The sequence below is a fragment of the Denitrovibrio acetiphilus DSM 12809 genome, assembly GCF_000025725.1.
In the GTDB taxonomy this organism is placed as follows: Bacteria; Chrysiogenota; Deferribacteres; order Deferribacterales; family Geovibrionaceae; genus Denitrovibrio; species Denitrovibrio acetiphilus.
On sequence record NC_013943.1, the window covers coordinates 551,012 to 572,665 of the forward strand.

At 41.1% G+C, this 21,654-nt stretch carries 27 protein-coding genes; 18 read left to right on the top strand and 9 right to left on the bottom strand.

Annotated elements, in window-relative coordinates; translation table 11 throughout:
* The first annotated feature begins 10 nt into the window (after positions 1-10).
* Complete coding sequence (locus DACET_RS02690) at positions 11-481, top strand: mobile mystery protein A (protein WP_013009877.1); 471 nt, start codon at positions 11-13, stop codon at positions 479-481.
* Between the two features lie 63 nt (positions 482-544).
* Here the strand turns inward: DACET_RS02690 and DACET_RS02695 are convergent, their stop codons facing one another.
* Entirely contained in the window at positions 545-1,327 is a 783-nt protein-coding gene (locus DACET_RS02695) for a hypothetical protein (protein WP_013009878.1), read from the bottom strand.
* Positions 1,328-2,771: 1,444 nt separating this feature from the next.
* Between DACET_RS02695 and DACET_RS02705 the strand changes: the two genes are divergently transcribed.
* Both DACET_RS02705 and DACET_RS02710 read left to right on the top strand, forming a co-directional pair.
* Entirely contained in the window at positions 2,772-3,800 is a 1,029-nt protein-coding gene (locus DACET_RS02705; protein WP_013009879.1) for a hypothetical protein, read from the top strand.
* Complete coding sequence (locus tag DACET_RS02710; RefSeq protein WP_013009880.1) at positions 3,797-4,222, top strand: hypothetical protein; 426 nt, start codon at positions 3,797-3,799, stop codon at positions 4,220-4,222. The genes DACET_RS02705 and DACET_RS02710 overlap by 4 nt, the downstream gene beginning before the upstream one ends.
* Here DACET_RS02710 and DACET_RS02715 read toward each other — a convergent pair.
* The 5 genes from DACET_RS02715 to DACET_RS02735 form a co-directional block, all read right to left on the bottom strand.
* On the bottom strand, positions 4,215-4,727 hold the full coding sequence (locus tag DACET_RS02715; protein ID WP_013009881.1) for a hypothetical protein: 513 nt from the start codon (positions 4,725-4,727) through the stop codon (positions 4,215-4,217). The two genes, DACET_RS02710 and DACET_RS02715, sit on opposite strands and share 8 nt — an antisense overlap.
* Entirely contained in the window at positions 4,724-5,125 is a 402-nt protein-coding gene (gene vapC / locus DACET_RS02720) for a type II toxin-antitoxin system tRNA(fMet)-specific endonuclease VapC (protein ID WP_013009882.1), read from the bottom strand. The genes DACET_RS02715 and vapC overlap by 4 nt, the downstream gene beginning before the upstream one ends.
* A 2-nt stretch (positions 5,126-5,127) precedes the next feature.
* Positions 5,128-5,355: a type II toxin-antitoxin system antitoxin VapB gene (gene vapB / locus DACET_RS02725; RefSeq protein WP_013009883.1), complete on the bottom strand. Its 228-nt coding sequence runs from the start codon at positions 5,353-5,355 to the stop codon at positions 5,128-5,130.
* Positions 5,356-5,663: 308 nt separating this feature from the next.
* Positions 5,664-6,890, bottom strand: a complete 1,227-nt coding sequence (locus DACET_RS02730) for a type II toxin-antitoxin system HipA family toxin (RefSeq protein WP_013009884.1) — start codon at positions 6,888-6,890, stop codon at positions 5,664-5,666.
* The gene (locus DACET_RS02735; protein ID WP_244392551.1) at positions 6,887-7,159 is read right to left on the bottom strand and encodes a helix-turn-helix transcriptional regulator; all 273 of its coding nucleotides are present in this window, start codon (positions 7,157-7,159) and stop codon (positions 6,887-6,889) included. The genes DACET_RS02730 and DACET_RS02735 overlap by 4 nt, the downstream gene beginning before the upstream one ends.
* A gap of 242 nt (positions 7,160-7,401) precedes the next feature.
* On the opposite strand from DACET_RS02735, the gene DACET_RS02740 reads away from it, so the two are divergent.
* The 4 genes from DACET_RS02740 (at position 7,402) to DACET_RS02755 (ending at position 9,866) form a co-directional block, all read left to right on the top strand.
* Positions 7,402-8,358, top strand: a complete 957-nt coding sequence (locus tag DACET_RS02740) for a ParM/StbA family protein (protein ID WP_013009886.1) — start codon at positions 7,402-7,404, stop codon at positions 8,356-8,358.
* Positions 8,359-8,426: 68 nt separating this feature from the next.
* Positions 8,427-8,663: a hypothetical protein gene (locus DACET_RS02745; protein ID WP_013009887.1), complete on the top strand. Its 237-nt coding sequence runs from the start codon at positions 8,427-8,429 to the stop codon at positions 8,661-8,663.
* Complete coding sequence (locus tag DACET_RS02750) at positions 8,663-8,872, top strand: helix-turn-helix domain-containing protein (RefSeq protein ID WP_013009888.1); 210 nt, start codon at positions 8,663-8,665, stop codon at positions 8,870-8,872. Before DACET_RS02745 ends, DACET_RS02750 begins: the two co-directional genes overlap by 1 nt.
* 49 nt (positions 8,873-8,921) lie before the next feature.
* Entirely contained in the window at positions 8,922-9,866 is a 945-nt protein-coding gene (locus tag DACET_RS02755) for a hypothetical protein (RefSeq protein WP_013009889.1), read from the top strand.
* Here DACET_RS02755 and DACET_RS02760 read toward each other — a convergent pair.
* The 3 genes from DACET_RS02760 to DACET_RS02770 all read right to left on the bottom strand — a co-directional run bounded on the left by DACET_RS02760 (position 9,855) and on the right by DACET_RS02770 (position 12,707).
* Entirely contained in the window at positions 9,855-11,072 is a 1,218-nt protein-coding gene (locus DACET_RS02760) for an IS256 family transposase (RefSeq protein ID WP_013009890.1), read from the bottom strand. The genes DACET_RS02755 and DACET_RS02760 overlap by 12 nt on opposite strands.
* 95 nt (positions 11,073-11,167) lie before the next feature.
* Complete coding sequence (locus DACET_RS02765; protein WP_013009891.1) at positions 11,168-11,494, bottom strand: hypothetical protein; 327 nt, start codon at positions 11,492-11,494, stop codon at positions 11,168-11,170.
* A 1-nt stretch (position 11,495) separates the two neighbouring features.
* Positions 11,496-12,707 (bottom strand): hypothetical protein, encoded by a 1,212-nt coding sequence (locus DACET_RS02770; RefSeq protein ID WP_013009892.1) that lies wholly within the window; start codon positions 12,705-12,707, stop codon positions 11,496-11,498.
* Positions 12,708-12,855: 148 nt separating this feature from the next.
* Here DACET_RS02770 and DACET_RS02775 point away from each other — a divergent pair, with 148 nt between their 5' ends.
* From DACET_RS02775 to DACET_RS02825, 11 genes are read left to right on the top strand one after another with little or no spacing between them, the layout of a single operon-like run.
* Entirely contained in the window at positions 12,856-13,155 is a 300-nt protein-coding gene (locus DACET_RS02775) for a hypothetical protein (RefSeq protein WP_013009893.1), read from the top strand.
* The gene (gene traL, locus DACET_RS02780; RefSeq protein WP_013009894.1) at positions 13,155-13,424 is read left to right on the top strand and encodes a type IV conjugative transfer system protein TraL; all 270 of its coding nucleotides are present in this window, start codon (positions 13,155-13,157) and stop codon (positions 13,422-13,424) included. Before DACET_RS02775 ends, traL begins: the two co-directional genes overlap by 1 nt.
* A 2-nt stretch (positions 13,425-13,426) precedes the next feature.
* A complete protein-coding gene (locus tag DACET_RS02785; protein ID WP_013009895.1) occupies positions 13,427-13,984 on the top strand; it encodes a TraE/TraK family type IV conjugative transfer system protein in 558 nt (185 codons plus the stop codon).
* On the top strand, positions 13,981-14,694 hold the full coding sequence (locus DACET_RS02790; protein WP_013009896.1) for a TraK domain-containing protein: 714 nt from the start codon (positions 13,981-13,983) through the stop codon (positions 14,692-14,694). Before DACET_RS02785 ends, DACET_RS02790 begins: the two co-directional genes overlap by 4 nt.
* Entirely contained in the window at positions 14,691-15,866 is a 1,176-nt protein-coding gene (locus DACET_RS02795) for a TraB/VirB10 family protein (protein ID WP_013009897.1), read from the top strand. The genes DACET_RS02790 and DACET_RS02795 overlap by 4 nt, the downstream gene beginning before the upstream one ends.
* Positions 15,845-16,252, top strand: coding sequence for a TraV family lipoprotein (locus tag DACET_RS02800; protein WP_013009898.1), 408 nt, complete (start codon positions 15,845-15,847; stop codon positions 16,250-16,252). The genes DACET_RS02795 and DACET_RS02800 overlap by 22 nt, the downstream gene beginning before the upstream one ends.
* Positions 16,249-19,023 carry a TraC family protein gene (locus tag DACET_RS02805; protein WP_013009899.1) on the top strand — a complete coding sequence of 925 codons (2,775 nt, stop codon included), beginning with the start codon at positions 16,249-16,251 and terminating at the stop codon, positions 19,021-19,023. The genes DACET_RS02800 and DACET_RS02805 overlap by 4 nt, the downstream gene beginning before the upstream one ends.
* The gene (locus DACET_RS02810; RefSeq protein ID WP_041229817.1) at positions 19,023-19,322 is read left to right on the top strand and encodes a hypothetical protein; all 300 of its coding nucleotides are present in this window, start codon (positions 19,023-19,025) and stop codon (positions 19,320-19,322) included. Before DACET_RS02805 ends, DACET_RS02810 begins: the two co-directional genes overlap by 1 nt.
* A 17-nt stretch (positions 19,323-19,339) precedes the next feature.
* Positions 19,340-19,972, top strand: coding sequence for a hypothetical protein (locus DACET_RS15335; protein ID WP_148214133.1), 633 nt, complete (start codon positions 19,340-19,342; stop codon positions 19,970-19,972).
* Positions 19,929-20,930, top strand: coding sequence for a TraU family protein (locus tag DACET_RS02820; protein WP_013009902.1), 1,002 nt, complete (start codon positions 19,929-19,931; stop codon positions 20,928-20,930). Before DACET_RS15335 ends, DACET_RS02820 begins: the two co-directional genes overlap by 44 nt.
* Positions 20,900-21,634, top strand: a complete 735-nt coding sequence (locus tag DACET_RS02825; RefSeq protein WP_013009903.1) for a conjugal transfer protein TraF — start codon at positions 20,900-20,902, stop codon at positions 21,632-21,634. The genes DACET_RS02820 and DACET_RS02825 overlap by 31 nt, the downstream gene beginning before the upstream one ends.
* Positions 21,635-21,654: the final 20 nt, after the last annotated feature.

Genomic DNA, 21,654 nt, shown 5'->3' on the forward strand with positions numbered 1-21,654 from the left:
AGGTTATAATATGAACGGGAAGTACAAATTGCTTGAGCTGGAGCAAATAGATAAAAAGCTTGAAAAATACAAATTGCTCTTAGGGGAACAGAGGCCAAAGAAAGGCTGGATACACACCATAAGAAAAGCACTTGGGATGTCCGGCAGGCAGCTTGCCAGTCGTATAGGTGTCAGTCAGCCGAGAGTCGCTGAGATCGAAAAAAAAGAAATGGATAACTCATTAACTCTAAAAACTATGCAACAGGTGGCTGAAGGACTTGGCTGCGAATTTGTTTATGCGTTTGTGCCTAAGACCTCTATCAAGGAGATGCTTACAAAAAGAGCCGAAGAGATTGCGTCAGCACAAACCAATAGTGCCGCCGTCACTATGAATCTTGAGGCTCAGGGGTTGACTGAGACAGAGGTGGAGCTGATTAAAAAAGAAACTGTTCAGGAACTTGTTGCCGCTAGACCAACAAAATTATGGAACGATATTAAATAATAATACCTTTGGGTAGCCACTTATTTATTCTGAAGAGGTAGTTTTAAGTTAACAGCATATAATTTATTTTTTAGCAATAATATGCTTTGTGTTATTATATAGAACAAAAAAATTATCGTGAGGAATTTCTGGAAAATTGATATTTGGATAATGTTTCATGTCTATTACAAGATTGTTACGAATAAGGGATAAATCTAGTTTATTTGCTTTAGGTACTACGGTTGAAGTATTTTTATCAAGGATAAAGAAAGCAATCGGATGAAATTTCAAAATGTGTCCTGCTATTACGCTATTATCATTTGGTAATTTTGCAGAATAAATGTATTGAATAATTTTAGTGGTATTGTTCGGATAAAACCAATAATAAAAATCAAAATTTTTTAACTTTTTGCCATTGATATAGTAATCACGTAATGATTCAAATATGGGAAAGTGGTTTTGCAAAGGTTCTTTTAACTCATTTTTGGGGTCATCAGAGTAAAAAACTAAACTTAATAAATGTCCGATCAAAGCTTTTATCAAAGAATGAGTGCTGACTTCAATGATAATGGAGCTTAGAGAGGGTATATTCAATGCAACAGACAGTTTGTTATAGATAACTTCTAACTCTTTGTCATATCTGCCAAGTTTTGAATTACAATCTCTACATATAGTTTTAAATTTAAGTCCATTTCTGGATGTAAATTCTCTTCCATTTTCAGATACTATTTTTACAGGAGATTTATTCCCAAAACATTTCGGAGGTATATGGTCTTCAGATAAATCTTTTTCTTCTCCACACAATCTACAGAATCCGTGCTGTGAGCCTTCATGTAATTTTCGGATATATGATTTTCCATGAACCATTATGGTCTCCATACATGATGATCTAAATCTGCTAGGTTAGTTTAAATAATTTAGCATCTTTCTTGTATTATTTGAAATATTAAAAATGGGAGCCGCCGAAGCAGCTCCCATGAGGTAGGACATGTGCCTGACATGTCCGGTATTCAAAACCGAGTCCCATAAGAAATGGACTCGGTTTCTGCACACAACTAGTTTCTAAAAACCATTTGTAAACAGCTCAAAATATAGAGCCTAGATCCCTTCGTCCAGCCGACTTTTAATCAGCTCGTTTGTCCTTCGCTTACACATTGAGGAAGCCACTCCCCTCTGCTGCCGCAGGCTCTTAACCTGAACGGTCGGACGCAAACGTGATATCTCTATCAGGCTTACTACGAATCCTCCGTGCCCATCTTGGCAATGCCAAAATGGTTACATCCCCGATTCAAACAAAATGCCAACAGCTTTACCTGTCCCGACATCGTGAGCTTTTACCTCACACATCCCATATAACACCTTAGATGGCTCCTGTACTTTGATTTTCAGCGTCGGCGCAGGTGCCGGCTTTATTGCAGTTTTCAGGCTACGAAGTGTCACAGATCGCCTTACTCGCACCTACTGATCAAAGTTTTATACAGAGCTTCCTCTCGTCATCATAGTGTTTCGGGTCGCCCTCACGGGCTTTAAACCGACTGCTCCAACTGTATAGGTTTATATGGATGACCAATCCTTTAATCCCTCTACAGCCGCCGGTTCCCTTGCAGGTTAATACTGCTCGCTGAGCATATATTCCCCTGACCAAATGGATGTTTGTTTTATCCAGGCGCACCGCTTCAAAGCGATATATCATGTGAACTCAACTGTCGGGTCACACCCCACTGGCTAGGTGGGTAGCTCCCCGAAGCTGGTTCCCGAACCGGACGTGCGTCTTTCGATCGCATCCGGCTCTCCAGCTCTCCCCTTTATCTCACAAGAATGGCGAAATTATTCATCGAAGCGGGTCAGGCTCCGGAAAATGTGAGCTTCAGGGGTTCTGAGCGTCTCAAATGGTTTTAAAAAACCAGGCATAAATCTATATCATCAGCCCAAAAGTCGGGCTGTTGGCTGGGGACTCTGCCTCGGATTAAATCAGGCGTTACATCTGTTCCTCCAGTGGACGGCTATACGCCGTAATAAGGAACTTAATCCGAGTGAATCCCACAATAAAAAGTAGTGTTAATCAGTTTGAAGTGAATCAAGAGTTGTCTGTATATCCTTCACGGATGACAGAAATCAGTGGATATCGAAATCCAATTTATTGCACCAGAAAATTCTACAAAAACTACAGATATAATCTATCCGGTCACAGGCTTTGTCAAGCCTGCCCAATTTTTTATTATCCACTTCTTTTATGGTCAGCAAAGTGCTGACACTAAAAAGAAATTATTAGTTGATGGTATCCATTTACTGCGAAACGCATTAATAAGATATGAAAGCAGCAGACAACAGTTATTATCTTGTAAGACGTGCACAGCTCAGAATCGTCATGCGTACGTATTTCCGCAATGGCGAGCTGTACGATATAATGAACCGTTCAGCTTTTAAACAGACAGCGGAAAAGCTCACGGACAAGTATTTTCACAGGTCAGGTGCAACGGTTTATGACGAGGTTAAAGAGCTTTATCAGCTATATCTCGCACTCGCACCGAGCATGCAAAAGATCAAAAACTCATTCAAAGTAGACTGGACAAAAGGTCACGCCATAAGCTGGCTTCGCAGGCTCTTTAATGGCAGAGTACGGCATTGGTATTACATCCATGCAGAATATGAGCGGAAGCATGACCCTGAGCAGTTGCTTCGCAGTTTCAGAGATCACGGCATCACTGATAAAAGGTTTCTGGATGAGGCTATGGAAAAATACCTGTGCTTTTGGGCATCCGAAGGGCTGAAAGGCAGCCTTGCAAACTGTATCTTTGACCCGTTTATATACAGGGTGAAAGATACTGGCATCCGCATAGGAAATTCCGTTATTGAGACCTCAAAACACAAGCTTGATGGGTATTATAACATCTTTGAAAAGCCTATAGAGATCATGGGCTACCATGTCGTTGTATACGAGAAATCAGGCAGAACACACATCAATGTGACTATCAGGCAAAGCGTCATAGACGACTTTAAGAAACGCTGCGAGATCATCATATCCACCAGAACCTCGCCACAGTATAAGTTGGTTCAGCTAGCCAGCCTTGTGAGTCAGCTTCTGGAGACTGCAAAATATGCGAAGGACTCATTTTATCAGATAAGAGGTCTCCAGCTATGGACAGATAAAAAGTTTCGCAAACTGTCCGGTACAGAGAAGAAATTCAAAGCGATCATAAGCATGATGACGACAAGGTTTATCGAGAAAGTTGTGTCTAAATACACTTATCAGCGGACAAACTTCTTTTGGGATAAAAACCATAACGACATACCAGAAAAGACATTCCAAATCTATTTTAGTCCATACAGGGAACTATGAAAACCCATAGGTATCGCAAGTACCTCACCAGCTATCATTTTGAGATACGGCATAAGTTTGTGAAAGGCTTCAATAGGCTTTATCAGCAGGGAAGGGTGAATGTATTGGATATGAATACTATCCCTGATGGGATGGGTTTCCCTGAGTGGCACAGACCAGTACCAAATGAATTTGTTTACGCTGGTATAAGCGATCGCAAGGCAGATATTTTGGTTCTTACAAACAATGATTTCCGCAAGATTTGTGACTATATCTACACACCGAAGGTTATTGTCGTTAGGGTTCTCTTTGAATTTTCTGCATTGGTGATTTCCGGCATAGATGGCGAAATAATCCATCACAGATTCCCATACCGCACAAAACAGTGTTTAGGCATTGAGAGGAAACTCTTTAAACACTCATTAAGGAGTGATTCTAAATAAACTCAACTAACCTTGGGCTATTGGCTTCGTACAAATAAATTCTATGAAAAACCTTCACTTCATTTTGAATCGCTTCCATAATCTTATTTCTCTCTGTAATGACGATCTCTTCCAGTGTTGCATAAGGGTTAAATATTCCAACGATTAATATACCAGAACCATATTTAGCATAAGTGTTACACATCGTTTGTTTGCAATATTTATTTAAAATGATCTCTTTTAATATTTCTCCATAGTTATCATCTGATGCATTTTTTACCTGACTTGGTATCGGTCTATGAGGAATATCATCAGCAACATAGCTAGTTATGCTCTCAGCAATCTCAGGACATAGAAATGCATCAGTTATTTCTATCCAAGTTTTATTGGCATTAATTTCGATTATTGCATCTGGAGGATCTGGCCTTTCCAAAACTTTAAAGCTATAGCCTTTGGATTCAATGTATATCCTGAACCGATTAATCACAGCTAGCTCATGCTCATCTTTTAATTCATTTCTTTTCATAACGTCACCCAATTCTCGACCTTGATACCTGATACACGGGAGAATTCACGTTCGTTATTGGTGACTATGATTGCGTTCATGGCTTTGGCGTGTGCCGCTATCGGGAGATCCATTGAGCCTATGGTATTGCCGTTCTTCTCAAGCTCTGCACGGATGATGCCGTATTCATAAGCCGCAGCATCGTCAAATGGCAATATCTCCAGAGGTGATAGAAACATCGCCAGAGCGTCGCTGTTTTGCTCCACACGCTGGCTTTTGTTTACACCGTAATGTAATTCCGCTGCTGTGATGCTTGAGATACACAGCTCAGAAATATTGAAAGTTTTGAATTTCTCGATGATCTCCGCAGGTCTGCGCTTTATAATATAAATACAGATATTGGTATCCAGCATATACATGGCTAGAAGCTCTCCCTGTCATCATAGTCAGGCTGTTGCCTGTCAGACATAAAGGAATCATCAAACATATCAAGACTTTTTTCAAAGTTCGACCAGATGTCTGCCTTCGGCAGCAGGATAATCATGTTGCCTACCTTACGGATATAGACCTCATTCGTATTTAACTGGTATTCTTTTGGAAGCCTCACAGCTTGGCTGTTTCCACTTTTAAAGACTCTTGCCTTATCCATGATTCACCTCACGTATATACAATGATGTATATACAATTAAAATCAAGTGAATTATTGATAATTGCTCAATCAGTGTTTAGGCATTCAAAGAAAACTGTTTAAACACTCATTAAAGAGTGATTAGTGAAATATATATTTTCCAATTTCTGGAAACTGGAAAATAGCTTTCTGTTAATTATATATGTGTTAATCTGTGATTGACTTTTAATTCAGTTTCCCAACTTGTCTCCCAACTTTAGGTTGGGTGACAGGTTGGGTGTAAAAGTGACCTTAAGGAAGTTTTTTGTGAAATGAAAACCTTTGCTGCCTTATCTTGTATGTTTTCGAATTATCTGGTCAATCGTTTTAATTGTGCTGTCGCTAATGTTCAGACTGGATGCAGTATTTTTCCATTTCATCGCTGATGCTATAACCTGGTCTATAATTCGTTCTGGTTTCTTTATGTTGGCTTTTTTTCCTAATTCTTTCAAATGTGATATCGCTGGTTTAAGGCTCTCACCGGCAACAGTCATGCTCTGATAGCCGTTCGGTCCTGATGAAAATGTCAGGTCATAGGCAGGAGAAAGTTTCCATTCCATATTTTGATATAGAAATGAAAAGTTTTTGCTGTGATCATCCCTGTTGTGCATTATTACGTTGAAGCATGCTAGTCTGAATGCGGCCTCCACTTCTCTCATGTCTTTTGTGAGTGCCTGTGTGACTTTCAGCAGGTCGGAATAATCCAGTGATGGAAACCTGTAATCTGAGTGGATAAGTCCGCAAAGAGAATGCATATGAATACGTCTGCCGTTATCCCTGTCGAATCTCTGCACTCCGAAATAACTTCCGGAAACTGTGTCGAAAAGATAAGTCTCAGGCATATTTATTCCGGAATCTTTAGCTATGACGCTGTATGCATATTCTATTCTGCCGGAGTCGGCATCATCGAATCTTGAGTTAAACTTAATCAGCCAGTCCTCGTAACCATTTGGATGGTTATCTGTTCTGGACATTATATGCTTTTTGTCAGGACTTACCTTTGCAGTGATTTTTGGTCTGGCACCACCTGATGAACCAGCAAGCTGCTTCAGCTTCAGCAGTGCGTCGTCTCCTTCGCCTTCCAAAATCTGCTGCATCTCTTTTGCAAGTTTCATAAGGTCAAGATTCTCAGCATGTTGGACATCTTCTGAATACTCAGGTTCGTATGACAATGCCCCCATTCCGTATTTACCGACGTGGCTCAGCCTGTCCAACGGTGTAAGTAGGTGATGGCTTATCCCATATTTAGCTACCTGACGGTCAAGAAGCATTCTGCCCCAGCCGTCAGGCAGACTGTCATTGAATATACCGTGCAGACCATCAAACGCATTAGTATCAGCAGATACAGCATTTGGCTGCAGCGACAGTTTGAAAGGAGACAGTTCAAAACCCTCAGCTATAAAGTCAGGGGAATATTCAAACCAGATTTTTCTATCTCTGGAGGCAAGTCTGCCCATATGATATTTTTTATCAGCATGATAAAAAACATTAAGCAGTTGTGTGGGCTTATGATTCATTTCTTTCGTCCTCTCTTTCTTGTCTTATCCTGCGATAAGATCGCATCCAATGATTTTAGCTGCTCTTGTTTATCAAATAAATTTGCAAAATTATCCAGTAAGTTCAGTGCAAGACAAAGCTTAAGAAGCGACTCTAAAGAAATCTGTCCTGTTGATTCAAACTTCTTCAATGTGCCGAGGCTGACCCCAGATCGTTCGGCAAGACCTTCCTGGGTGAGGTTTTTTTCCAGACGGGTGTTTCTCAATGAGTTTCTGATATATTCAGCCATCTCTTCTAAAGTTATAAAAGTCATTATAGTATCCCTAAAAGGCAAAATATTCAACTTGTAGATATTATAGTATCTATTATTTGAAGTGTCAATTGTGATGACTATTTAGCCTGTAATTAATCAATGATATTTATTAAGAGTGTTTAATCACTGTTCGGACACTTATAAAAAAGTTAAAAAAAACTGATTAAACCGTTTACCCCCTTATCCATTATCAGAATAGAAAGCAAAGGAGGTATTGCATGATAGGGATAGATGTAGGGTATGGAGATGTGAAAGCCGTCTATATGGATGTCGGCGAACTGAAATATTTCAAGCTGCCGACGGCGGTAGCTTATGCGCCGATGAACAGCATTGACATTGCTGACGAGGCTGAGGAGAGATACAGCTTTCAGGGACGGGAATACATAGTCGGCGAATCAGCCAGATTCGGAGCTTTTTCAACGAGGAGCTTTGATTTCCTGAAAAAGTATGCTCCGCTTTTTATCCATCACACACTTAAAGTGCTTAGGCTTGTGCCGTCATACGTGGCGACTGGCTTGCCGCTTGGTCTCTTCAACAGAAAAGATGAGATGACCAAAGAGCTGACAACTGCACAGGTGGACGGCAACACAATCAAGGCAGAATTCAGTATGTTCCCGCAGGCAGTGGGCATCCTGCTCGATTACCGGATGGATGATGCAGGCAAAGTGAAAGCCGATACTGCCAAAAACGGCATCGTATCAGACATAGGGTTTAACACCATAGATGTACTTTGTTTTGAGAAGGGGACGGCTATAAGGTCGGACGCTAAAACGCTGGACAAGTTCGGCATATCTAAGATCGTGCTGGAACTGGTGGAACTGATTAACAGAGAACATGGTATACAGCTTTCTGATCAGGAAGCGAAAGATGTTTTCCTTGCAGGACGTATGAATGTTTACGGCAACAAAATAGACCTGACTGAGGCCATTAGGAACATCACAGAGATGTATTTTGACGAAGTGATGCATAATATCAGAAGCCTTTGGGACAAACGTCTCCAGAGGGCAGATTTACTGTTGCTCGCTGGCGGAGGCGCAGTTACTATTGCCAAATATGTTCCTTCTGAATATGCTAAGATTGTCAAAGTTCCCGAACGGTCAGAGTTTGCGAACGCCAGAGGCTATTTGAAGGCTTTAATGGCGAAGCAAGAACAGGCTTTAAAGGCGGATAAATAAATAACGTCAGAAGTTGGAAGAGGCTTTACACTCCGCCTGTGAAGCCTCTTTTTAATTAAGAGGGGACTATGAAAGCATATCGACTTCAAATCACAATCAAAAACGAAGAGCTTTTTAAAATGATAATGTCCATTCCGAAAACCCAGCGAGGACAGTTTATCTCTATGGCTCTACAGAAATATATCAAAAGCTCCGAAGGGGCACAGCTCCTCAGCATGTTCGCCACCCACCAGCCGGATATAGCAATGTTACCGGATTTCGCTGAGGCAGATGGTCAACTTGACGATATAATGGGAGAATTCTAATGATAGCAACAGGAGAAAAAACACTAGGCGAAATGCTCAGATATCACATAGAAGCAAAAGGATTCAAACAAGCCGACATCTGCCGAAAGACAGGACTTTCACCTAGTCGCCTCTGTAACTATCTTAAGGATGCCAGAGAACCCGACTGGAAAACACTCTGTAAGATAGTAGACGCTATCAGGATCACTCTGAATGATTTGCGAGATTGAATTTAGATCGTGAAAATGTTATAATCTATAAGATGATTAAGAGGTGTAAATGATAGAGCTTGATAAAAACATAACTGATTTAATTGATATCAAAGCAAAAGAGATGAATCCGAACGCTGAATATTGCTCAAATGAGGTCTCGACTTATATTAATCAACTGAATTCTTTCATAGATGGGGCTTTATATTTAGACAGTGTGCAGATTAAAAGTTTACTAGACCGCCTAGTCGGTTATTATACGATTACTCTAGAAATACCCATTGATCAAGGTTTAAAAATAGCACGTGCAGTTAAATATGATGTAATAAGCGACAAACCATGTTTCGAAAACGTAAGCAGATTGTCGTATATCCCTAAAGATGCAGGTGTGAAACCTTCAATTGGCAGGCTTAATAAACATGGTGAATCAATTTACTACGGGTGTATATACTTCAATGACACATTTGGTGGCATTAATGTTGTTTTCTCAGAAGTTGATGCTATTAAAAGTGAAAATATAAATGTTTTGAAATCAGAAAGTACTGAAGAACTAAAGGTTTATTATATTGGGATATATGACTATATAAGGAGAGATAGTAGACCTTATTTTCTAACTCATGAAACTTATGAGTATTTCAAATCCGTCTATGAATACGCAGAAAGTAAGCTGGATGAATTTGTTTTTATGGCATTCAAACTATGTGATGCTTTCTTTTCTGATATTTTACGAAGAAAGAAATCAGATAAATTGTATATTGTAACCTCGATTCTCGGGGCACTCTTTTTGGAAAGCCCTAATATTGATGGGCTTATTTATAATTCTGTTGCGGTCGAAGGTTCGCCTGTGATTGCACTAAAACCTGAATCTGTTGATAAGAAAATTGTACACAAGACAGCAACGGCTTTTTTTATACAAGCAAGATATGGCTACGGAATGTTTAAAGCAAAGCGTGTTAACCAAGGAGTAGTAAACGGTGACAAGATAGATTGGGAGCCTGTCATATTAACTGTGTAAAGTCGTAATTCTATCTTCATAGTTTATATACAGCTGAGAGTATATTACACCCCAATCCCTGATTGGCATAGTCCACTTTTTTTCGATACCTAAAATAGCTAAATATAAGAGCTTTATAAGGGAGTCTTCCGTCGGGAAGGCTCCTTTGCTTTTGGTAGTTTTCCTGATAGCAGAATGAAAGCTCTCAACCGGATTCGTGGTATAAATCAGCCTCCTAAGCTCCTTAGAGTACTTGAAATAAGTGGAAAGTTCAGTCCAGTTGTTCCGCCATGATTTTGAAATATTAGGATATTTACTGTCCCACTTATCGGCGAAGGCATCCAGCTCAGCTCTGGCTTGTTCCTCTGTGGCTGCAGCATAGACTTTCTTGAGGTCAGCAGCTACAGTTTTACGCTCTTTCCAAGGCACAAAGCGGAGAGAATTACGAATCTGATGGACTACGCATTTCTGTATCTCAGACTGCGGAAAAGCGGCTGTGATGGCTTCTGAGATGCCCTTAAGGTTATCTACGGCAAAGATGAGAATATCCTGCACTCCACGGTTCTTCAGTTCATTCATGACTGTCAGCCAGTATTTAGCGGACTCTGTCTCGGCAAGATATAGCCCCAGACAGGATTTATGACCTTCTAGGCTAATGCCGATCACAAAGTAGATCGTGACGTTACGGACGGCTCCATCCACACGCATCTTTAGAACCATACCGTCCATAAAGACGATGGCATAAATCTCTTCTAATGCTCTATTCTGCCACTCCTTAGCCTGTGGAAGAATCTTGTCTGTGATAACGCTTACTGTCTCTGGAGAGATTTCATGACCGTAAATTTCATAAATATGCTCTTTGATGTCACGATTGCTCATCCCTTTGGCATACATAGAGATTACCTTAGCCTCTATGCCTGATATATCGGTTTGGCGTTTCTTTACTATTTCAGGTGAAAAGGTTGATAGGCGGTCTCTGGGGACTTCGAGCTCCATTTCACCTACGTGTGATTTGACTTTCTTGGATGAATGACCATTACGGTTATTGCCTGATTCACTAGCATTCTGCTCGTGTTTCTTGTAGCCTAGGTGAGCTTCTAACTCCCCTTCGTATAGCGTTTCGATGACTTCTTTCATCATCTCACGCATAAATACCTGTAGGTCTTCTGTTGTCTTTACATCGTTCTCGGCAAGGATATCTTTTAGCTTGTTCTTATCAAATACCATAGCAAACCTCGTATTATGTTATTTTAACACATACGACGTTTACACACTTCTATTTACAGGCTCTAGATTGGATTTAATGTCTAATTTCTCGGTGACTAGTATCGCATTAATTTTAAGTTTAACATATCAACTTTTTCTACTATTTCAGTGAGTTTGTTCTCGTTTGACTCAATGCTGCCTTTCAAGTCATTAAGCTCATATGTGTAATTGTCTGTTTTACTAGCTATATCAAAGACTTTACTGTCTATATTTTCAATATCGCCTTTAACATTTTCTATTTCTTTATTTATAAAATAAAGATCTCTATCTATTCGATCGTCAAGCTCATTTATGATGCTTGCAATGTAAATAAGCATAAGTGAGATAAAAATTGGAAACAAGTTTGCTTTTATAAATGATAATAGTTTTTTTAATAGAGTCATATTACCAGCCCATTCTCATATAAAATAAATTATTGTTGAGTTGTTGCAGTTGATTGGCTGTATTCATGTTATCTAATGTGCTATTTAAGTTGGCTTCTTCTGCTGCTTGCGCTTGTCGTTGTGCCGCCACAGCTTGCATTTCTTGCGCTCTAGTTTGTCGTTCTTGTTTCAGTTGGACTCTTTTTTGTGCCTTTTGCTCATTAATTTTTGCTAATTCAGCGTCAAGTTTTTCTTTGATTTTGGATAAGTATTTGTCTTCATCACAAATTGCTTTATATTCTAAATTATCAATGAATGTGACTTCAATGTTATCGTTGCATATTTTTTTCTTATATTGTTTTTTGACTATAAGGGCTTTTTGTTGTGCACCAAGGGCCTTATTTCCTGCATCCCTGATTTCATTTAAAATAGTATTCACCTTATTATAATAACTGTCAGGAAGTTTAACTCGCTTTACTAACTGTCCATTAATGACTTCGGCGGCATTAGAATATCCTTGCTTTGTGTTTTCAATTCCGAAACCAGTTTCTTTTTCAGTTTTTCTATCAGTAATAAGAAATTTAAAATTTCTATCGTCGAACTCATTATTTCTGAAATCTACGATAGTGTAGTAGAAATTTGGATACGTTTTGTGGTGAATGACAGTATCACTTAACGGAGAGCTGACGTTTAAAAGATTAGGTTCTTTATCTGAAAAGAATCCATACATATAGCTTAAATTAAAGTTAATCCCATTATCGTTAATAGTTGTTTCTACAAAGTATCCATTTTGTAAGTCACCTTCTAATATCTTGTCATTTAAGTTAAATTTTTGGTAGTAATATTCTGGTTCTTGCTCTTTGCCAGGATATATGGCTATTGCCTCCATATCGGTTAAGATGCCTTTTTCGAATTCTCTTCCAAGTCCATATGCGTAGCCGTTTTTACAATCTCCATCCCAAAATATTTTATAGTCAGGTTTTATTGTTCGATCATTTTCTTTTGAGGTACCCACAAATACTTTACACTCTTCTGATTTATTTGAAGGTTGAACCCATTTAACCAATGATTTAACCGATGTCTCACTTTTGATGCGCCCATATTCAGCTAAATAGATATCCTCATATTTATTAACATCTGTTTCTGAAACTGAGGGTAAATAATTAACCCCTGCACAACCAAAAAATGAACTAATGATTATATATATTATTGAATATGAAAAAAACTTGCGCATAGGTTGCTCCTATATATTTATAGAGAGAATTTTACAATTAACTAGGCCTGATTGCAACGCAAGTTTTAACATTGTGAATATTTTATTGTTCAACGATGTTTACCCCCATGTTCATTATCTAATAACAATACACAGGGGGCAATTCCTAATGAAGAGAAAACACATCCTTACATTCGCTGCGTTTGCGGCGGCGATCTTTTGCACATCTATGGCGCAGGCCGCCACAACACCCACAACGGGTGATCTCGCATATTCCTGGTATGACATAGCTATGAACAAAGTCATCGGCGGCCCGATAGGCTATACAATCGGAGCTGGCGGCGTTGGCTACGGCATAGTCACCGGTATGATCAGCTCAAACCTCAGAACACCTATAATAGCAACATCACTATCAGCAGCATGGCTGGGGCTGAACGCTATAGTATCCACAATGGGTGCTATCTACTAATGCGCTCATACGTCCCACAATATCTGCACAAACCCGTAAAAATCATGATGCTGGATTCTGATGAGTTCGTGATCCTTGCAAATGGGGTGCTTGTCGGTGTTTTACTTAAAAGCATCGTGCTCTTTATATTAGTGCTGGTCATATTCTTTATCTATAGAAAAGGTAAAGAAAAGCACCCCAGAGGCTTTTTCAGACACATCCCGCATATGCTGGGGTTGAAGCAGTTCAGGCATTTTCCAAATATCTTTATTCGCAATTTTATGGAGTAGCTATGCGCTTTGATAAATATGTAAGCAGGGCATCTAATCTGTTTATGGAAAACAGACTGTGCAAGTTTATGACTATTGTTCTTGCCGCTGTTATCATCATACAGCTGTGGATGCTGAATAACTCTTTCAGAAACCAGAATGCATATCTCATTCCCACAGGGCTGACCACAAAGGCTGCTGTCAGCGGGCATTTTCTGGATGCTAACTATGTCCAGGCGATGGGAGTTTATGTAAGCCAGCTTTTATACAATTTCACTCCGCAGACAGTTGCGAACCAATACAAAGAACTTGCCTCACTGTTTTCCGCAGACTGCTATCAGGAGAATTCAAACAAGCTGATCAGCATGGCAAACGCTTATGCGGATAATGAGATTTCGATGGTATTTCGGGTTATGGAGATCAAGTCTTTCACACAGCCGAATGTTATCGAGATATCCGGTGAAACCTCAAAGACAATCCTCGGAGAGAACGTCCAGTCGTTCAAGGCTTCGCTGCTGGTTTACTACGATGTTTTTAACGGGCTTTTCAGGATTACAGCCATAGAGGAGAAGCAATCATGAGACTGCTACTGTTATTGTTTCTATTATTACCTGCTTATGTGCATTCAGCCACAACAGGCATAGAACCAGAGGTTGTAACTACTATCGAAATGTCCAGATCAGACATGAATAGAATCGTTTGCCCTTATCCTATTACCGACTTTGCAACCTCCAAAGAAAACAATATGACCTACAAAATCTCCGGAAATAACCTGTTTATTAAATTTCCGGTTATTGCGGTTACAAAAGACGGGGAACTGATAGAAAAGAAGTATTTTAACGGCTATGCGGAAGTTCACCTTGTCTGTGGTGATGCGGTCTATTCACTCATTCTGCAAGCGGAGCAGAAGAAGACAGAGACGGTTTATCTTTCGGATACAGCAGGGAAGATGAAAAAAGCAAACGAATATGTACGCTCTAAAAGCTATGAAGACCTTATAACAGAGTTTATTCAGGCTCTGATAGAAAATAAGCCGCTTAATGATTTTTATATGGATGAATCTGACGAGAAGGAAACCTACAGGGGAATTGATATATCTGTATCAAGAGTAATGGTTGGCGGTGGATATGTTGTAAAAGAGCTCATTCTGGAATCAAAAGAGAAGGTAAGCCTGACAGATACTGAGCTTTTGAAGCTGAGGATGCTGAGCAATGTCAAGGCAGTCGCACTGTTATCTCCGACATTCGCAGGGATTACAAAAGCCTATGTGGTGCAGGGGAAGATCAAATGAATTTCAGAGAGAAGTATGTGGCACTGGCTCCGGAAACAAAAAAGAAGCTGAACATAGCGATAGTTCTGTTTATTGGGGCGGTTATTCTGACGCTTATGTACTATGCCTCCGGAGCTTCGAAAAAGAGGCCTGCCGCAGTGCAGAGGACTACTGTGAATGCAAAAAACTTCAGCGCAAAGGAAGACAGGAATACCAGCCTTCTGCTTGGTATTGATAAGAAGTTCGGTGATGTGCTGAAGCGTGTGGAAGAGCTTGAAAACCGGAAGGCTGACTTATCGTTCAATAATCAGCCGTATCAGGCTCAGGAACCGGATAAGGTGATTGCCGCTGGAGAGACTGATTTTCAAAAATCTGTTAACTCAGGCGGCATGAGATATCCGCAGGAAGAGAACAATCTTGAATTCGACAAACCAAAGGATAAAAAGAGCAGACCGACGGAAACAATAATTTCAGGGATAGACTATATTTCGATATCGGTTCCGCAGGAGACTGAACAAAAAAAAAGTAATCCTGCAAAGGTAAATTATGTGCCGTCCAATTCCATTTTCAAAGCGGTTCTGCTTACGGGTGTTTATGCCAAAACATCTACACAGGGGAAGTCAAACCCGACTCCGGTAATATTTCGGCTGACAGACCTGTCATTCTTTCCTAATGAGGTGAGACGAAACCTTGCTGGCTGCTATGTCGGCGGCGAGGCACATGCTGAGCTCTCTGACGAACGGGTGCATACCAGACTAACAAGCTTTTCATGCATCACATCAGACAGAAGACAGGTTGTGGATATACCTGTAACTGGAAGAGTTCAGGGTGGTGACGGCTCTGTTGGTATCGCCGGAAAGGTTATTTCAAAACAGGAGGCCGCCCTGCTGCTTGCCGGCGTGTCCGGATTTATAGAGGGCGGAGCCGAAGGATTCAGTGCCGCAAACAGCACTCAGAATGTCAATGTGTTCGGGACATCTGAGCAGACATATACAGACGACCAGATAGCCCGAAATGCAATTGGAAAAGGGGTTGGAAAGAGTGCAGGTGTACTGACTGACTTCTTCGAAGACCTTCTGCAGGAGATAAAACCTGTGATACATGCTCAGGGAGGGCAGGAAGTGGAGTTGATCATATCAAAGGGGTTTTCCCTTGAAATGGAGGAGTGGGAATGGACAGGTATAAAATATTAGTGATAATTCTGGCGGCCGTAGCTCTGAACGGCTGTATATATAATACTGAGCTTGGCTGTGATGGCTTCAAGGATGCCGGAAGGAGCTGCAAGCCTGTAACCAGTAATGTTGAATATGCCGTTGAGAAAGAGAAAGAAACAGAGATTGCGAAGACTGAAAAGGTTGAACAGGAAAAAGATGTTGATGACCTGATAAATTATAGCATTAACCTGGGAGAGGCTAACCCGCTTACCACTAAAGCAAAAACACTGAAAGTTACGATATTGCCCTATGTGGATGACGCAGGCAGACTCCATATGCTCAGCAGTCTTTATATAATCATACAGAAGCCCGACTGGATTATAGGCGATTATTTGATTCCTGCAGATAAGGGTGCTGTCCAATGATCTCTTGTCTGAAAAGAGCAGTTACAGGTGATAACGGCGGTCTGCTTAAATCTGATATTCAAATTAAAAGGGAGCAGTTCAGCTCGTTATTCCCATATGTCAGTTATGATGAAGAGACAGAGAGTTATTTCCTGCGTGACAATTCTGTCGGATGGATATGGGAATGCAGTCCGGTCCTTTTCGCTGATGACAATATATTCAATCAGATAGCTTCAGTTATAAGAGGTGCAGAAGCTCCGGACACCATCATACAGTATATGCTTTTTGCAGATCCTTTTATTGATCAAATTGCAGATGGGTATAAAAACCTTCGTGGGCGCAACAAAGAAATTCTGCCGATACATTCCCAGCTTATAGATGACTATTCAGAGTTTATCAGGAAGCATGGAAACCGTGGAATGTGGCAGCTGTCTGGCACTCCGCTGCGGCACTTCAGGCTGTTTATTTCCGTCAGGATTCCTGTTAAGGCGGATGCGTCCACAAACACAGGCAAATACAGAAAAGAAGTTGTCGGACATCTTGACTATATATCAAACGTCAAAGAATCTATGAAGCTTTTTAATCCTCTGTCTATGAAACCGGACAGGCTTATTACTATGCTCTATAGACTGGTGAATCCTGATCTGGAGCACAATAAAACGATAGAATGGGATGAGAATATCCCGATACATAAGCAGATTTTATATTCAGATACTGAGGTCGAGCGTGCTAAGAATTCTATAAGGTTTAACGGCAGGCGTGTTGGGATACTGACACCTAAGAAACTGCCCAGAGAGATAGATAACCTTTTTGCGAATGATCTGATAGGGTATGTCAGCAAAGGGATAACTGCGGCTGAGAATGATATCAATCAACTCCAGTGTCCTTTCATATACAGTGTCAACATTGTCATAAACAAGAATCTGAAATCAAAACTTCAGACCAAAGCTGTTCAGAACTCAAAAGCCACTGAAAGTGCAAATAAAGATGGCAGGCATTTTGATGCCTTCGCCGCAGGAACAAACAACAGGAAACAAGAAAACTTTTATGTGGCTCAGAGATATGAGATGGGGGAAAGGTTCGTCCATGTAATACCTCAGCTGATGATATTAGCTGAGAGTGAGGACGAGCTTACATCAAAACTGAACAGGGCAAAATCCATATGGAACACCTGTGGTGTTGAGTGCCAGACGGAGCGGGATTACCTCTTGCATGTGCTTTTCATCGCAGGGTTGCCATGTGGTATGTATCACAGCAATTTTCAGGATTTGGATAGAGATTTTATCCTGGACAGCAAAGGGGCTTCTCTCTTTGCACCTGTTCAGGCTAGTTTTTCAGGGGTTGGCTCTCCGGTGCTGCTGTATATTGACCGAAGGGGTGAGCTTGTCAGTCTTGATATTCTGAATACTGGGAAAAACAAGAATGCTTATGTTACAGGTGGGACAGGAGCGGGGAAGTCGTTTTTTATGAACGGATTTGTGAACTCATATATGTCCATTGGTGCAAAGTTTCGGATTATTACCGTTTGCGATTCATACAGGAAAGCATGCTATATGACCGACGGTCAGTATATTGAGCATGATGAAAGCGGAATGGTTCTGAATTTCTTTGAGGCGGCCGGAGTTGTCAAAGGGACTCTGATACAGTCCATAAACCATAATGGAGTGACTTATCCTGCAAGGACAAAGGTAGAGATTCTTGAACAGGGCGGGTCGGAAATTAAGATACTTGTGGGCGATTCTGATGTTTTATATGTGCGCTCAGAAAATGTAGGCAGTTACTGCATTGAGATGGACGGTGACACGCTTATTATGCTCACGGGTATTCTAGCATCTATGGTGACTTCCCGTGCCGGTTCTGAGCTAGATGAAGACGAGCTGACCATTATAGAGAACGCAGTTTCATACATGTTCAGCGTGAAGGGCAGAGAGACAATGATAGACGATATCCACGATTATCTGATGAATATATCGGAATATCACGCTCAGGATGACAGAAGCAAATATCACAGGGACACAGCCTATAGACTGGCATTAAGGCTTGGTAAATACTGCTCCGGCGGACAGTACGGGCACTTCTTTAATGGTAAAAGCACTGTCAGATTCAAAAGTGATCTCGTGGTTGCTGACCTTACAAAGACACCTGTTGATTTGCGGAAAGTTATAGTCCTTGCTTTTGCAAATATTATTGAACAGGAAATTTATAAAGGAGATAGAAAAACTCCGCAGTTTGTGGTGCTTGATGAAAGCTGGCAGACTCTTTCAGAGAATCCTTATGCGGCAAGGTTTGTTGAAGGGCTTTACCGTAAGGCCAGGAAATACAACGCTTCTGTAATTATCATTACACAGTCACTCCATGACTTATCACCGGAGGGCAAGCTGAGCTATCTGGGCAATGTTATCCAGACTCAGTCCGACTTTGCTTTTAACCTTTATGATAAGACATTCAATTTCGCATACGAGAACAAGATTCTCGATATAAGCGAGTTTGAGATGCAGATGCTGATAGACAAGATACCGAAAAACTCACTGCCAAAATATTCAGAGATATACCTTCAGACCCCATACGGCAACACCGTTGTACGTTTTATCGTTGATGAAACCGGATACTTTATGAATACGTCAGACCCAGTTGATTATCTCTATATCAAGCAGATAGCTGACAAGTATCTTGCAGAAGGCATGTCAAAGCAGGAGGCGATGAGGCTGGCTGTAAGGGACTGTGTGTCTCTCGCAAAAGAACTTGGCGGCGTTGGCGAGTTTAAAAAATATCTGGCGGCGAAGGGGGCTTGATGAGGACACTTCTTATGGTGATGGCCATTCTGATTTCAATATCTGCATATCACCTGTTTGTGGTTGATAGATATTATATCAAATATTCTTCAATAGCCGTTTTGGACGTTAACAGAGTACTCATGAAGCTTGAGGATGACCTCTATGCTGATAAGCTGACCACAGCTGAGTATAAGGAGAAAACTGAAATAATAAGAGACAGACTGGAAGGAGAAAATGGATTGGTGCTGAATTCATCCGGAGTGGTTAAAGGGACTTTCAGAGACCTGACTCCAGAGTATATGCAGATGGTGAGATAATGAGGGTCTTTTTCATTATGATTGCTTTTGTGGTGCCTCTTTTTGCTAAAGACCTGGGGACATTCGGCACTACCTACGGAATAGCTGAAAAAGACATCATAACCGAGATAGAAAAGCGTGCCTCAGAGACTGACTGGCAGAGGAAATTTGAAGCAGAGAAAGACAGACTGCGAAAAGAAGCAGGAATGGCAAGTATGTCGCTGCCGCCTGCAGACAAAGACCGCAGTTACTATGTTGATATGACATATACTCTCGATAAAGACATACCTAAAGTAGATACAACCGGAAAAATCATAGGAGTTCTTTACAGCAAAGGCTTCACCTATAACCCTCTCGACTATGCTGACATCACTGAAACTTATGTGATTCTGAACGGCAAAAGAGAAGCTGAGCTGCAGTGGTTCAGCAAATACTACAAAGACGATTACAGAGCATACCCGCTTATCACTGAGGGGGACGCTTTTGAAGTTGCTGAGAAACTTGGCAGAGGCGTGTTTAAGCTTGATTCTCAGTTTCGTGAGAGGTTTTCGATAGAGAATACAGTAAGCGTTATATACGAGGATTTCAGCCGCAAAATGATGCGTGTTGATGTGATAAAGGTCAAAGATGAAAAAAATTCTGATAATAATATTTCTGCTGTCAGCAAATAGCGCATTTGCTCTTTGCGCAGGGCCAATGCTCGATCCGATCACGAGGGTGCGCTGGAACTGCTTTCTGCCTATAAGCATAGGCGGTATCCCTATCGGCACCAGCGGAAACCCTCTGGCGGATATGGCTGACAGGTCTATGGGTACACAGAGCCCAGTATGTCTCTGCATGGATCCTCTTCCACGCATAGGGATAACTCTTGGCTACAGAGAGCCGATCAGGATTATTGAATCAGTCAAAGACCCTTTCTGCTTTCCGACGCTCGGCTTCGGTATGAGCTCTTCCGCATGGGGGAGTGGCGTGAAAGGGCGCAACTCCAAACCGGCAAAAGATTTCACGAATACCCATATGTTTATCTTTCTGCCGTTCACTATGATGGAGATTTTTACAGACCTGATATGTATGCAGACGGACAGCAAATATACTGGTGTCCTCGGCGGACTTTCTATTGCATATATGTCGGAGTTTGACATTACAAAAAGGTCAGATCAGGCGGCTCTCCTGCTTACTCCGGAAGTTGTCCTTTTTGCAAATCCACTGGCGATAATGGCTTGCCAGATTCCAGATTCGATAGCGTCGCTAGCTGAATATACGATACCACCGCTCTACTGGTGCGCAGGTAACCATTCTGTTTTCCCAACGTCGAACAATACAATGAGTATGTCCAATTTTACTGAGGCTTCTGAAGTGAATGCTTCGAAGCTCATATTCAGCATGCACAGGACGCTGCAGTTATGGGGGAGTTTTGGAGCACAGGGACTCTGCAGTTACTACCCCATGCCCATATGGAACAAGATGCAGTACAGGCTGCAAACTGCTATGCCGGTGCCGGACAATTTCTGCCGGAGACTCGGTCAGCCGTCTATAGTCTGGAACAGATTTCTGAATCCCCCTGGTGCTCCGAATAATGACAATATGGTGTTTATCTTATGGCGAAAAAGAGACTGCTGTGCTTTCTGATTGTGCTTTTAGCACTGAATGGCTTTTGTCAGTCTGATAAGCCATTTTATAAGGATAAAGGGCACGGCTGGTATAACTATGAAGACCCTAAACCACAATCAGAGAAACAGTTGAAAGATGATTATAGAAAACCTGTAATTGACTGGAAGGCTGTGCAGATCATGCATCCTGATCGTTTAAATAAGCTAATAGAGGATGTTAAGGACTACGCCCTTATGTTCCCTTCTCATGAGAATGTAAAGGACTATCTCAAACTTCAGGGTGTTGCCATTGACCGCTCAAGGGAATATATGGAAAGCTTTATGTATGTGGTTCAGACTAATCCGGAGCTTTCAAAGGAAAATGAGATTCCTACATCGAAATTTGGTCAGGACGAAAAGCACCGGATAAAGGTGGAGAAAATTGAACAGACTCTGGCTGAGAACAGAGACAAATTTGCTTTATTATATTTATATGCACCCAACTGCGGATATTGCGCAAAGCAGCAGCCGGTTCTGGAATATTTTGTTAAAGATTCCGGCTGGCAGGTGAAACCAGTGAATATCCAGCAGGATCAGAAAGCGGCTCTGAATTTCAATATTGCCCAGACACCATCCATTGTGCTTATACGCCGTGATTCACCTGACTGGCTTCTTATCTCCAGCGGAATAATTGCAATGTCAGAACTGAAAGAAAGGATTGTCAGGGGTTTAGGATTAATTTAATGAACAAATGATTAAAAATT

Coding starts and splice junctions, on each gene's coding strand:
- DACET_RS02690 (WP_013009877.1), top strand. CDS start 11: ATGAACGGGAAGTACAAATTGCTTGAGCTGGAGCAAATAGATAAAAAG.
- DACET_RS02695 (WP_013009878.1), bottom strand. CDS start 1,327: ATGGTTCATGGAAAATCATATATCCGAAAATTACATGAAGGCTCACAG.
- DACET_RS02705 (WP_013009879.1), top strand. CDS start 2,772: ATGAAAGCAGCAGACAACAGTTATTATCTTGTAAGACGTGCACAGCTC.
- DACET_RS02710 (WP_013009880.1), top strand. CDS start 3,797: ATGAAAACCCATAGGTATCGCAAGTACCTCACCAGCTATCATTTTGAG.
- DACET_RS02715 (WP_013009881.1), bottom strand. CDS start 4,727: ATGAAAAGAAATGAATTAAAAGATGAGCATGAGCTAGCTGTGATTAAT.
- vapC (WP_013009882.1), bottom strand. CDS start 5,125: ATGTATATGCTGGATACCAATATCTGTATTTATATTATAAAGCGCAGA.
- vapB (WP_013009883.1), bottom strand. CDS start 5,355: ATGGATAAGGCAAGAGTCTTTAAAAGTGGAAACAGCCAAGCTGTGAGG.
- DACET_RS02730 (WP_013009884.1), bottom strand. CDS start 6,890: ATGAATCATAAGCCCACACAACTGCTTAATGTTTTTTATCATGCTGAT.
- DACET_RS02735 (WP_244392551.1), bottom strand. CDS start 7,159: ATGGCTGAATATATCAGAAACTCATTGAGAAACACCCGTCTGGAAAAA.
- DACET_RS02740 (WP_013009886.1), top strand. CDS start 7,402: ATGATAGGGATAGATGTAGGGTATGGAGATGTGAAAGCCGTCTATATG.
- DACET_RS02745 (WP_013009887.1), top strand. CDS start 8,427: ATGAAAGCATATCGACTTCAAATCACAATCAAAAACGAAGAGCTTTTT.
- DACET_RS02750 (WP_013009888.1), top strand. CDS start 8,663: ATGATAGCAACAGGAGAAAAAACACTAGGCGAAATGCTCAGATATCAC.
- DACET_RS02755 (WP_013009889.1), top strand. CDS start 8,922: ATGATAGAGCTTGATAAAAACATAACTGATTTAATTGATATCAAAGCA.
- DACET_RS02760 (WP_013009890.1), bottom strand. CDS start 11,072: ATGGTATTTGATAAGAACAAGCTAAAAGATATCCTTGCCGAGAACGAT.
- DACET_RS02765 (WP_013009891.1), bottom strand. CDS start 11,494: ATGACTCTATTAAAAAAACTATTATCATTTATAAAAGCAAACTTGTTT.
- DACET_RS02770 (WP_013009892.1), bottom strand. CDS start 12,707: ATGCGCAAGTTTTTTTCATATTCAATAATATATATAATCATTAGTTCA.
- DACET_RS02775 (WP_013009893.1), top strand. CDS start 12,856: ATGAAGAGAAAACACATCCTTACATTCGCTGCGTTTGCGGCGGCGATC.
- traL (WP_013009894.1), top strand. CDS start 13,155: ATGCGCTCATACGTCCCACAATATCTGCACAAACCCGTAAAAATCATG.
- DACET_RS02785 (WP_013009895.1), top strand. CDS start 13,427: ATGCGCTTTGATAAATATGTAAGCAGGGCATCTAATCTGTTTATGGAA.
- DACET_RS02790 (WP_013009896.1), top strand. CDS start 13,981: ATGAGACTGCTACTGTTATTGTTTCTATTATTACCTGCTTATGTGCAT.
- DACET_RS02795 (WP_013009897.1), top strand. CDS start 14,691: ATGAATTTCAGAGAGAAGTATGTGGCACTGGCTCCGGAAACAAAAAAG.
- DACET_RS02800 (WP_013009898.1), top strand. CDS start 15,845: ATGGACAGGTATAAAATATTAGTGATAATTCTGGCGGCCGTAGCTCTG.
- DACET_RS02805 (WP_013009899.1), top strand. CDS start 16,249: ATGATCTCTTGTCTGAAAAGAGCAGTTACAGGTGATAACGGCGGTCTG.
- DACET_RS02810 (WP_041229817.1), top strand. CDS start 19,023: ATGAGGACACTTCTTATGGTGATGGCCATTCTGATTTCAATATCTGCA.
- DACET_RS15335 (WP_148214133.1), top strand. CDS start 19,340: ATGATTGCTTTTGTGGTGCCTCTTTTTGCTAAAGACCTGGGGACATTC.
- DACET_RS02820 (WP_013009902.1), top strand. CDS start 19,929: ATGAAAAAAATTCTGATAATAATATTTCTGCTGTCAGCAAATAGCGCA.
- DACET_RS02825 (WP_013009903.1), top strand. CDS start 20,900: ATGGCGAAAAAGAGACTGCTGTGCTTTCTGATTGTGCTTTTAGCACTG.